Raw genomic sequence first — 10,990 nt, forward strand, 5'->3', positions numbered from 1 at the left:
AATCAGCATGGCAATGGAAAAGGCGTTTGGGCGCCACCGGGCGGAGGTAAAGACTTTGGCAGGGGTATATGGCGCAGCCTATGAAGGCGACGAAGGCTTTGCAAAAATCCAGAAATCTGTAGAAGATTTCGCCAGTGACGAAGGCCGTCGTCCCCGCATGTTGGTTGTGAAAATGGGCCAAGACGGTCATGATCGCGGCGCGAAAGTCATCGCAACAGCCTTTGCGGATATCGGCTTTGACGTGGATGTTGGTCCGCTGTTCCAAACCCCGGAAGAGGCCGCGCAAGATGCCATCGACAATGATGTGCATATCGTTGGCATTTCATCCCAGGCTGCAGGGCATAAAACGCTGGCGCCCAAATTGATCGAAGCATTGAAAGCACAGGGCGCGGGAGACATCATTGTTATCTGTGGCGGTGTGATCCCGCAGCAGGACTATGATTATCTTTACAACGCGGGCGTCAAAGCGATCTTTGGCCCAGGCACCAATATCCCAGAAGCGGCTGAAGATATTCTGAAAATCCTACGCGAAATGCGCTGATATCAGATGACAGGCTTGGGCGTTCAAAAGCCTATCTGTGTTATTCACGAAAAACCATCAAAGGCGGGGCGGAAAAATATTCGTTCCGCCTTTGATTTGTCATAGACTAATGGCAGACATGCGTCGGTACCAGAAGGGGCAGGGGTGCCCCTTCACAATTTTTTCGGAGACGACCATGAAACTGTTTTTTGCATCACTCTTTTTGATGCTTTCCACCACTCTTGCTTCAGCCTGCCCGGATTACGCCAAATGGGGTTCGGAAATTAACATCACGGGTGAACAACTTTATTCCCCCCGTCAGTATTCTATTATGGCGGGTGGTGACCAGAACCTCGAAAACTGCAAAATCAACGCGGCAAACTGGTCTGGTTCGCTGACCGGCCACGTGATCTCTGCACCGGATTATTCTATCAGCATCGACGGCGTTCAGGGCTATGACTTGGAATTCCGTGTTATCGGGGCTTGCGATACTGTTCTGCTGATCAACAACGCCCAGGGCACCTGGTTTTATGATGATGACAGTTATGGCGATGGCGATCCTAAAATCCGCCTGAACAACCCAGGTTCAGATGGCGTCTATGACGTCTGGATCGGCACATTCAACGGCGCCCCCTGCGAAGCGACGCTGATTGTCGAAAGCTTCTAATCAAAAAAGACGGCCAGATTTGGGGGATTTCCCCTGAATCTGGCCTTTTATACAGGCTGTTTGCCTGCAAATTAATTTTGCCAAAATGCAAAGCTGTTGTAGTCTCATACCGGGGACAACGTAATGCAGAAGTGCAGGAGGCTTATATGCAACGTTTTTTGTATTCACTAATTTTTCTTGTTTTTGCCGGAGGGGCGCAGGCCTGCCCGGATTACCAGCTCTGGGGAAATGAACGCTATGAACTGACGGGTTCGCAGCTTTACAGCGCGCATCGGTTCAATGTGGTGGCCGGGGGGCAGTATAATCTTGCCAATTGCCGTTTGCGCGCCCACAACTGGACGGGGCCAATGCCCGGCTATGTCATTAAGCAGCCAGATTTTTCTATTACCGTGAACGGCATCAAGGGATACCAGCTGGAATTCCGCGTCGAAAGCCAGTGCGACGCAACACTGCTGATCAATACCGCGGGTGTGAACTGGTATTTTGACGATGATGACAATGGCAACGCGGATCCGAAAATCCGTCTGACCCGTCCGGCGGGCGATGGTATCTACGACATCTGGATCGGGACATTTGACGGCAACAATTGTAACGCGCAACTGATCGTCGAAACATTCTAATCGCATAAATTCTGCGCAAAATTTGCAAAAGCGGGCAGGGGGCATTGATCTTCCTGCCCGCTTTTGCATTCCTGTCATCACCCAACAGGAGACAGAATATGTTCACCTTCGACCACATCGCCATTGCCGCAGAAACCCTTGCTGAAGGGGTGGAATATGTCGAAGATACTTTGGGCGTCAAAATGAACCCCGGCGGAGAACATCCTCTGATGGGCACTCACAATCGTTTGCTTGGTTTGAAAGATGATCTGTACCTTGAGGTCATTGCAATCAATCCCGATGCGGCACGCCCCCCCCATCCGCGTTGGTTTGATCTGGATAATTTCAAAGGTGAACCACGTATCACCAACTGGATCCTGCGCTGCGATGATTTGAAATCGGGTCTGTCACAGGCCCCTGCTGGGGCGGGCGTGCCGCTGTCCTTGTCGCGCGGGGATCTGCGTTGGCAGATGGCTGTGCCGAAGGACGGCAAGCTGCCCTATGATAATATCGCCCCCGCCCTGATCACATGGGAAGGGAATGCGCATCCGGTGCAGCGCCTGCCGATTACAGATCTGCGCCTGTCATCATTTGAAATACAGCATCCGGAAATCTCTGACCTCGCATCATGTTTTGACAAAACAAATGGCCCGGATCTGTGCTTTCTTCAGGGAACACCGGGTTTTACGGCCCGGTTTGAAACGCCCTCTGGATCAAAGGTTCTGCGATGATGATCCGGGCTGCGAAGGATGGGGATGCAAGCGCAATTTCAAAGATCTGGAACGCCGAGATCCGCAAGGGGTTCGCCACATTCACCACAGAAGAAAAGACGCTGCCTGACCTAAAGGAACGGATCCTTTCCGATCCACCATTTCTGGTGGCTGACATCAACGGGGTGGTTTCTGGATTTGCCTGTGCTGGAAGTTTTCGTGCGGGCCCCGGCTATGCCCATTGCAGCGAAATTACGATCTATCTGACCCGAGATATGCAGGGACAGGGATTGGGGCGCCGTTTGATGCAGGGCCTCGAAGATAGACTGCGGGATCAAGGCAAGCATATGATGGTCGCCGCGATTTCTGGTTCCAACACCCAGGCCCTGGCGTTTCATCAGGCCATTGGCTTTCAATCCGGCGGGATATTGCCGCAAGCTGGGCGTAAACACGAAAACTGGCTTGATCTTCACCTTTTGTTCAAGCACCTCTGAAGGTACGGGACATTCCCCGGATTTGCCGTTAGGATTGTGGCATGAGTATCTGGACACGCATAAGTGACGCGCTTTCTGCGCTGACTTCGGGACAATCGCTGTCCGAAGTTTTCGACAAGCTGCGCGCATCTCCCGAACGTTCCGTGGCCTTCACGATTGCGGTGATCGCGCTTGGCGCAAAAATGGCCAAGGCCGATGGCCAGGTCACCCGCGATGAAGTGACAGCCTTTCGCGAAGTTTTTCAGATCAGCAAAGAAGATGAAATTCAGGCGGCCCGGGTTTTTGACCTTGCGCGTCAGGATGTTGCAGGATTTGAAATCTATGCAGAACGCATCGCCAGGATGTTTGATGAAAACGACGGGCGCACCTGTTTCCTGATGGAAGGCCTGTTTCACATCGCTATGGCCGATGGTGAATATCACCCGAATGAAAATGATTTTCTGGCCCGTGTTGCTGAAATCTTTGGCATGAACGAAATGATGTTCCGGTCTTTGCGAACACGGTTTGTGCCGGATACAACGCCCAACCCTTATGATGTTCTGGGCGTGACAGCCGACACCCCGGTGGGGGAGATCCGCAAAACATGGCGTGATCTGGTGCGCCAGATGCATCCGGATCGTGTGATTGCGCGGGGCTTGCCCCGAGAGGCGGTGAAACTTGCAGAAACGCGCCTTGTGGCGATCAATCAGGCCTGGGAAGAAATCCAATCCTTACATCAGGCAGAACCCGCATAATGCGCATCGCGACATGGAATGTTGAATGGTTCAATTCGCTTTTTGATGATGAAGACCAACCGCTTGTGGATCAGAACTGGTCTGGCCGTTGGAACATCAAACGCAAGGCCCAGATGGATGCAATCGTTCGGGTTCTGCGCGAAATTGATGCGGATGCGATCATGTTCATCGAAGCCCCGGACAGCCATTCTAGGCGTTCCTCATCCGCGGCCCTGAAAAATCTCGCGCAACGGTATCAGTTGCGCCAATCTGAGGCCGTCACTGGCTTTGCCAATGAAACCCAGCAGGAAATCACCCTGATGTATGATCCGTCAAAGATGACGGCGGAACATGATCCCAGGGGGGCTGTGAATGCGGGTGAACCCGGTGCGCCGCGCTTTGATACCGATTTCGCAATGGATCTGGATGTGGATGCTGCACCGGATAAAGTCATCTTTTCAAAGCCTCCGCTGGAACTTGCCGTGACAACACATACGGGCAAAGCCCTGCGTATGATCGGCGTGCATGCGAAATCCAAAGCGCCCCATGGGGCAAAAAGTGATGCCGAGGCCCGCAGAATTTCCATTCAGAACCGCCGTAAACAACTGGCGCAATGTATTTGGCTGCGCAAACGTGTGGTTGAACATCTCGAAACTGGCGATGACGTGATGGTTCTTGGCGACTTCAACGACGGGCCTGGTCTGGACGAATTTGAGAAACTGTTCGGACGCTCCGGTGTCGAAGTGGTTCTGGGGGAAGAAGGCAACAATTGCCTGTTTGATCCCCATGCCCGTCAGGCCTTGTCGCGCCACGGTATCGCGATCCCCACCACGTCACGCTTCTTTATCCGCGATGAAAATCGTTATCTTTCGGCGCTGTTGGATTACATCATGATTTCCAGCGGTTTACGTCGGAAAAAACCGATGTGGCGCATCTGGCATCCCTTTGATGATGGCCATTGTTACAACGACGAAAAACTGCGCAATGCCCTGTTGACGGCGTCGGATCATTTCCCGGTGACGCTGGATATTGATCTCTGACCCTTAAAGAATCGCCAACCAGCCCCTATATTCATCCTATGAAACAGATCGCCACTTTCGGGCTTATTGCAGCCCTCAGCGTTGCTGCGCCAGCTGTGCAGGCCCAGGACGCTTCTCCGACCGATGAAGGTTTCAGCCTGATGGAAGAGGGCGCAAAACTGTTGTTGCGCGGCCTGCTTGAAGAAATGGAACCTGCACTTGAAGATCTCGAAGGGCTTGCCCTTGAAATGGGGCCCGCCATGGAAGAGCTGCGCGGCATGATCGGTGATTTTTCCGCCTATGAATTGCCCGAAGTCCTGCCCAATGGTGATATTATCATCCGGCGCAAAACCCCATTAGAAGACAGCGATGATCCATCAGAAACCGAAATCTGAAAACCTGTTAAGCCTCCGTTTTCACGGATTTCTTTCGCTTCAAACGTGCATCGGCCCCCAAGGACGTCGCAAGGGATTTAAACCGCGCCTCTGCGACCTCGCCAAACAATGCATCGCCTTCTTTGGTCAGGGCCAGTTCAAGTTGCTTTTTCAACGGGAACAGTTTCAGCGCGGCGGCTTCATTTGGTGATTTCACCGAGAACATCGCACCAAAGCGCATGGCTTTGCCCAGGATCTCAGCATCCCGAATTTCACGGTCGGTTAGCATCTCAAACAGTTCTTCAAACCGCGAACCATCGCGGTTGTTTTTGTACCGATGCAGCAGGGACAGACCCAGAAAAATCCGTTCGCGATGGCGTAAACCCCCAAGATTGGCGCGCGTTGCATTGTCAAAACACACCTCGGCGCGAAAATCCGGATGCGCGCGCCAGGTCACGTCATGCAACAAACAGGCGGCCTTGATCAGACGCTGACGATCGGCGTTGGCAGATTTGAACAATGGCGAGACAAATTCATACAACGCCTTGCCAAACCCCGGCATGCGGGCGTCTTTGACTTCGGCAAACCGGCAAGCTTCGATCAATGGATCACGACGCCGCAGGTGATCCGGCATCTGTTCATACAACATGCCTTCCCGGATCCCATAAGATGACACTGCGATGTCACGCGGTTTGAACGTGCGCACCAGTTGTTTCAGAACGCGGCTGGCTTCTGGCACAAGGATCATCCGCGCTTCGGACGTGCCTGTGCGCGCCCGAAGATCGTCAAGATCGTTTTCGCTGATCCATTTTACGGTATCCATCACCGATTTTGGCGTCATGCGATATTCGTGCAAAACCGTCAGGGGATAGCCGCGCCGTTCCATATCAAGGCGCGCAATCGCCCGCCAGGACCCGCCAACCAGGTAAATCCGTTCATAGTCGCCGGGCATGGCCGCGCGCAAATCTTCTATTTCGGATTTGATGTGATCTTTCAGGCCCTTCTTGCCGCCACGCACCGCTTTCAGGTTCTGTGGCCCAAGGGCCGAGGTGATGGTTTTTCCAACCCCATCTTCGGACACTTCTGCAAGTTCCATAGATGACCCGCCGATATCGCAGACAAGCCCACGTGCAGTGGGCCAGCCCAACAGCACACCCTGCGCAGAAAGACGCGCTTCTTCAAGACCGTCGATAACGTGGATATTCAACCCAGTTTCGCGCAAAACATCGGCGCAGAAATCCAGCCCATCTGTGGCTTCGCGCACGGCTGCGGTGGCCACAGCGGTCAATTCGTCCAGCCCCATACCACGGGCAAGTTGTTGGAAACGACGGATGGCAGACAAGGCGCGCGCGCGCCCCGTGACCGACAGGCGGCCGGTTTGGGGCAGCTCAGCCCCAAGCGCACACATGATTTTTTCGTTAAAGAAATAGGCCGGGGACCGCGCCGCGCCGTCAAACACCACCATCCGGACAGAGTTTGAACCCACGTCAACCACGCCCACCCGCGACAGATCCCGCGATGCTGGATCTTCAAACAGGGGGCGCCCAAACAGGCCCCAATCATCATGCAACGCGCTGTCGCCTCGGGTGGTCTTTTTCTTACGGGTCATATTCATTCCGGTATTACTGGTACAGAGACATGCGGAGGGATGTTAAGATGGACCATGCCGCCTGCACTGATCTGGGTCAAATCCTGTCAGTCATCGTGGCTGTGTGTCAGCTGGGGCACATCAGATGCCCCCGCAGATCCACGGCCCGACAAAGATGGGTTTTCCATAAAGAAACGGTGACAGTTGAAGGGGCGCGCGTCGGGGGCGAATTCCGGGCGTAAAAAACTGCCATCAGCCGCCACCACCCAGCTTTGGGCTTCGTCCGCTAGATTGGCCGCCATGACCTGACCAACGATCTGGGCCTTGACGGTGGCGTTTGTGATCTCGATCAGGGTCTCAACACGGCGGTTCAGGTTGCGCCCCATCCAATCCGCGGATGAGATATACACCCGGGCTTTCTTATTGGGCAAACCGGCCCCATTGCCAAAGCAGACAATGCGCGAATGTTCCAGAAAACGTCCGACAATGGATTTCACGCGGATGTTCTCCGACAGACCTTTGATCCCCGGGCGCAGCCCGCAGATCCCACGGATCACAAGGCTGATTTTAACGCCATCGCGGCTGGCCGCGTAAAGCGCATCGATCACTTCTGGATCAATCAGGGAATTCATCTTGGCCCAGATTTCTGCAGGCTTGCCGTCGCGGGCAAACGCAGCTTCGCGGGCGATCATTTCCAAAAGACGTGGCTTCAGTGTCAGGGGGGAAATCGCAAGATTTTCCAGGGCCTGAGGTTGGGCATAACCAGAGAGGTAATTGAACACCCGGGTCGCATCCCGGCCAAGTTTGGCATCACAGGTGAACAGGCTGACATCCGTGTATATTCGCGCCGTAATCGGGTGGTAATTTCCCGTGCCGTAATGCGTATAAGTCACCAGCTTGTCACCTTCGCGGCGCACAACGGTGGAAATCTTGGCGTGGGTCTTTAGATCCAGAAAACCATAAACCACATGGGCCCCGGCGCGTTCTAGACGACGGGATTGGCGAATGTTTGCGGCTTCGTCAAACCGTGCCTTCAACTCGACCAGGGCGGTGACAGATTTCCCATCTTCTGCGGCCTCACATAGGGCCCCGACGATGGGAGAATTTTTCGATGTCCGATACAGGGTTTGCTTGATGGCAACGACATTGGGATCGCGGGCCGCCTGTTGCAGGAAGCGCACCACCATGTCGAAGGTTTCATAAGGGTGGTGCAACAGCATGTCCTTCTGCCGGATCGCTGCAAACATATCGCCATCATGATCCTGCACACGTTCGGGAACACGGGGGGTGAACAGCGGCCACAACAAATCAGGACGTTGATCAATGACAAGCTCTGACAGGTCTGCAAGGCCAATCATCCCGGTGATTTCCACTAAATCATCTTCGACCGCGGGCAGTTCCTGCATGATCATTTTGCGCAGTCCACGCGGTGCACCGGCAGACAGTTTCAGACGGATCACCTGACCACGACGGCGGCGTTTCAGGGCAACTTCGAATTCGCGCACCAGATCTTCGGCTTCGTCTTCGACTTCCAGATCGCTGTCGCGCAACACCCTGAATGCACAGGATCCTTTGGTTTTATACCCGGGGAACAATTGTTCGATATGCAGCAAAAGATGTTCTTCCAGCGGCAAGAAACGCAGGCTGCCATCACCCGAGGGCAAGGCAACAAACCGATCAATCTGCTGCGGAACCGGCAACAAGGCCTGAAGACCACGCTTGTCGCCTTTGCGTTCCAAATGCAGGGCCAGCGCAAACCCCGTGTTGGGTATGAAAGGAAACGGATGTGCCGGGTCAATTGCAAGCGGGGACAGCACCGGAAACACTTCGTTCATAAAGTGATCGGCCAGAAATTTCTGATCCGCGGCAGACAGATCATCGCGGGTCAGAAGATGAATGCCCTGGTCTTCCATTTCGCCGCGCAACGCATCCCATGTGTTTTGCTGACGTTCCATCAGCGCGCGCGCATCTGCGTTGATCAGTTCCAGCTGTTCAGCAGGTGTCAGCCCATCGGCGGCCGGGGTGGTATTGCCAGCCTGGGCCAACTCGCGCAAACCCGCCACGCGCACAGTGTAAAATTCATCTAGGTTGGTTGCGGAAATGGACAGAAACCGAAGCCGTTCCAACAGGGGAACCCGGGGGCTGCAAGCTTCTTCCAAGACGCGCCAATTGAACGCAAGCCAGGACAGTTCGCGGTTGAAAAAACGTTTTGGGCCAGTGCGTTCTTCTTCGGGAAGAACCACAGGGGCAGGGAAGGGCGCTTGCAGAAAATCACTGCTGTTCACGGCATCAGTCATAGGCACGTCCTGGCGATAAAGTGTGAAGCTTTTATGACGTTATGCGCTTTGCGGCGTTATATTGTCCAGAACTTCCCCCGCCAGACGCAGGCCAATTGGTTTGCCCCGGGCCAGGGCTTCCTGATCAAGGGCCTGCACAAGGGTGCGCGCGGCATTCAGGCTGCGATCCATGCGCTTTACTAGATAATCCACGACGGGGGCTTTCACCTCGATGCCGCGGTCAAAGAATAATTTCACCATGACCTGCATCAGCAACGCATCATCGGGGGCATCAATGCGAATGGCCGGGGTGCCCTGCATCCGGCTTTTGAGATCGGGCAATGCGATGGCCCAATGGGCGGGCTCAGCGCGCCCGGTGATCAACAGGGGCTGGCGGTTGGCCAGTGTCAGATTGTGCAAATGGAACATGGCCCGTTCCAGATAGGGATTGCCGGCAATGTCTTCGATATGTTCCACCACAAGGGGGGCATTTGCCAAAGCTTCGATATCGGCGGTGTTCAGACGACGGGCATCGGTGATCACGGCCTCATTGTCCTGTGCCCAAACATGGGCCAGATGGGTTTTCCCGCTGCCAGCCTCGCCAATCAACGCAAGCTTGCCCGCAGGCCAGGCCGCAGGGTTTTCGAGGGCTGCAAAGGCAATGGCATTGCTTTGGGAAACCAAAAAATCCTCCCGCCCCAAAGCCGGAGGAAGGGGAAGATCAAAGCTAAGCTGCATTATGCGTCGGTTTCTTCCGCCAGTGTTTCTTCCGGATGGGTCAGCGCATAGCGTTCGTGCCCCTGATACAGACGGCTGTCTTCATACTGACTGATAACAAAACGCACGATCACCCCGATCGAGGCCGCCACAGGCACAGCAACCAGCATGCCGACAAAGCCAAACAACGTGCCAAAGGCAGACAAAGCAAAGATCAGCCAGACCGGATGCAAGCCCACGGATTTGCCAACCAGTTTCGGGGTAATCACATTGCCTTCCAACACCTGACCGACGGCAAAGATAGCGGCGACAAGACCGATAGACCACCAGTCCCCCCAGAACTGAAACAGCGCCAGACCAATGGCCAGCATCCCGCCCACCAATGCGCCAACATAGGGGATAAACGTCAAAAGCCCGGCAATAAAGCCCGCAACGATACCAAAGTTCAGCCCCACAAACATCAAAGCGACAGCATAGAAGGTGCCCAGCACCAGACACACCGTGCTTTGCCCGCGCACAAAGGCTGCAAGCGTCCGATCAATTTGGCGGGCCAGCTGGCGAATAACCGGGGCGTGATCCCGTGGCAGCAGACGATCGACCTGTTCCACCATGCGATCCCAGTCCAGCAGCAGGTAAAACGCCACAACCGGGGCAATCACCAGGGGCACAACAACATTCACCACGCCCTGGGCAGAACTTAGAACCGCTTGCAGGATTTCGCCGCCGCGTGACTGAACAACTTCACCGATTTTCGCAAGGGCTGTGCTGATCGGGCCGCCTTCATCCATGATGCCTGGGAACTTTGTGCTTAGGAAGGCTTCCAACTGCATGAACAGTTCCGGCGCAGTTTCCACAAGCGAAATGGCCTGCGTCACCAGCATTGGAATAACGGCAAGCACGATGATGACAAAGACAAGAACCGCCGCAAGCGAGATTATGACAGTCGCAGCCACCCGTGACAGGCCGGCGTTTTCCAACCGATCAGCAACCGGATCCAGAAAATAGGCAATCGCACCGCCCAACAGGAAGGGCATCATGACGTTGCCAATATACCAAAGCGCAATCAGAAAAACGGCACTGGCGATGCCCCAATATTTAAGCTGGCTTTTAACTGGTAATCCCACGGTGAATCCTTTCGTGTCTATGATCTCTGTATGCGGGGCAGACGGGGGGGATTGCAAGCCTGACGCAGCCCCTGGGCTATCCTTGGCAATCTCTTACCATCGTCCTGGCCCTCCGTTCCCTCGATATGCATAGAATATGCATAAGATGTGCATGGATTGTGCATAGGGATATTCAAGGATTTCCGTCGA

The 10,990-nt window shown here is 54.5% G+C and carries 12 protein-coding genes; 8 read left to right on the plus strand and 4 right to left on the minus strand.

Annotation, left to right across the window (positions count from 1 at the left end; genetic code table 11):
• The 8 genes from ACPGUT_RS14820 to ACPGUT_RS14855 form a co-directional block, all read left to right on the plus strand.
• Positions 1–541: cobalamin-dependent protein (locus ACPGUT_RS14820; protein ID WP_423992678.1), on the plus strand; the 541-nt coding region annotated here is incomplete at its 5' end.
• Positions 542–716: 175 nt separating this feature from the next.
• Positions 717–1,187, plus strand: a complete 471-nt coding sequence (locus ACPGUT_RS14825) for a hypothetical protein (protein WP_423992680.1) — start codon at positions 717–719, stop codon at positions 1,185–1,187.
• Positions 1,188–1,333: 146 nt separating this feature from the next.
• Entirely contained in the window at positions 1,334–1,807 is a 474-nt protein-coding gene (locus ACPGUT_RS14830; protein ID WP_423992682.1) for a hypothetical protein, read from the plus strand.
• A gap of 98 nt (positions 1,808–1,905) precedes the next feature.
• Positions 1,906–2,517 carry a VOC family protein gene (locus ACPGUT_RS14835; protein ID WP_423992684.1) on the plus strand — a complete coding sequence of 204 codons (612 nt, stop codon included), beginning with the start codon at positions 1,906–1,908 and terminating at the stop codon, positions 2,515–2,517.
• Positions 2,514–2,990, plus strand: coding sequence for an N-acetyltransferase family protein (locus tag ACPGUT_RS14840; protein ID WP_423992686.1), 477 nt, complete (start codon positions 2,514–2,516; stop codon positions 2,988–2,990). Before ACPGUT_RS14835 ends, ACPGUT_RS14840 begins: the two co-directional genes overlap by 4 nt.
• Before the next feature lie 41 nt (positions 2,991–3,031).
• Entirely contained in the window at positions 3,032–3,724 is a 693-nt protein-coding gene (locus ACPGUT_RS14845; RefSeq protein ID WP_423992688.1) for a TerB family tellurite resistance protein, read from the plus strand.
• Positions 3,724–4,743, plus strand: coding sequence for an endonuclease/exonuclease/phosphatase family protein (locus ACPGUT_RS14850; RefSeq protein ID WP_423992690.1), 1,020 nt, complete (start codon positions 3,724–3,726; stop codon positions 4,741–4,743). The genes ACPGUT_RS14845 and ACPGUT_RS14850 overlap by 1 nt, the downstream gene beginning before the upstream one ends.
• A gap of 38 nt (positions 4,744–4,781) precedes the next feature.
• Entirely contained in the window at positions 4,782–5,117 is a 336-nt protein-coding gene (locus ACPGUT_RS14855; RefSeq protein WP_423992692.1) for a hypothetical protein, read from the plus strand.
• A gap of 7 nt (positions 5,118–5,124) precedes the next feature.
• Here the strand turns inward: ACPGUT_RS14855 and ACPGUT_RS14860 are convergent, their stop codons facing one another.
• The 4 genes from ACPGUT_RS14860 to ACPGUT_RS14875 all read right to left on the minus strand — a co-directional run bounded on the left by ACPGUT_RS14860 (position 5,125) and on the right by ACPGUT_RS14875 (position 10,801).
• On the minus strand, positions 5,125–6,705 hold the full coding sequence (locus tag ACPGUT_RS14860; RefSeq protein ID WP_423992694.1) for a Ppx/GppA family phosphatase: 1,581 nt from the start codon (positions 6,703–6,705) through the stop codon (positions 5,125–5,127).
• Between the two features lie 86 nt (positions 6,706–6,791).
• The gene (locus ACPGUT_RS14865) at positions 6,792–8,981 is read right to left on the minus strand and encodes an RNA degradosome polyphosphate kinase (RefSeq protein WP_423992696.1); all 2,190 of its coding nucleotides are present in this window, start codon (positions 8,979–8,981) and stop codon (positions 6,792–6,794) included.
• A gap of 39 nt (positions 8,982–9,020) precedes the next feature.
• Positions 9,021–9,698: a chromosomal replication initiator DnaA gene (locus tag ACPGUT_RS14870; protein ID WP_423992698.1), complete on the minus strand. Its 678-nt coding sequence runs from the start codon at positions 9,696–9,698 to the stop codon at positions 9,021–9,023.
• Positions 9,698–10,801 carry an AI-2E family transporter gene (locus tag ACPGUT_RS14875; RefSeq protein WP_423992700.1) on the minus strand — a complete coding sequence of 368 codons (1,104 nt, stop codon included), beginning with the start codon at positions 10,799–10,801 and terminating at the stop codon, positions 9,698–9,700. The genes ACPGUT_RS14870 and ACPGUT_RS14875 overlap by 1 nt, the downstream gene beginning before the upstream one ends.
• Positions 10,802–10,990 lie beyond the last annotated feature (189 nt).

It is taken from the genome of Halocynthiibacter sp., assembly GCF_049608145.1.
GTDB lineage: Bacteria > Pseudomonadota > Alphaproteobacteria > Rhodobacterales > Rhodobacteraceae > Halocynthiibacter.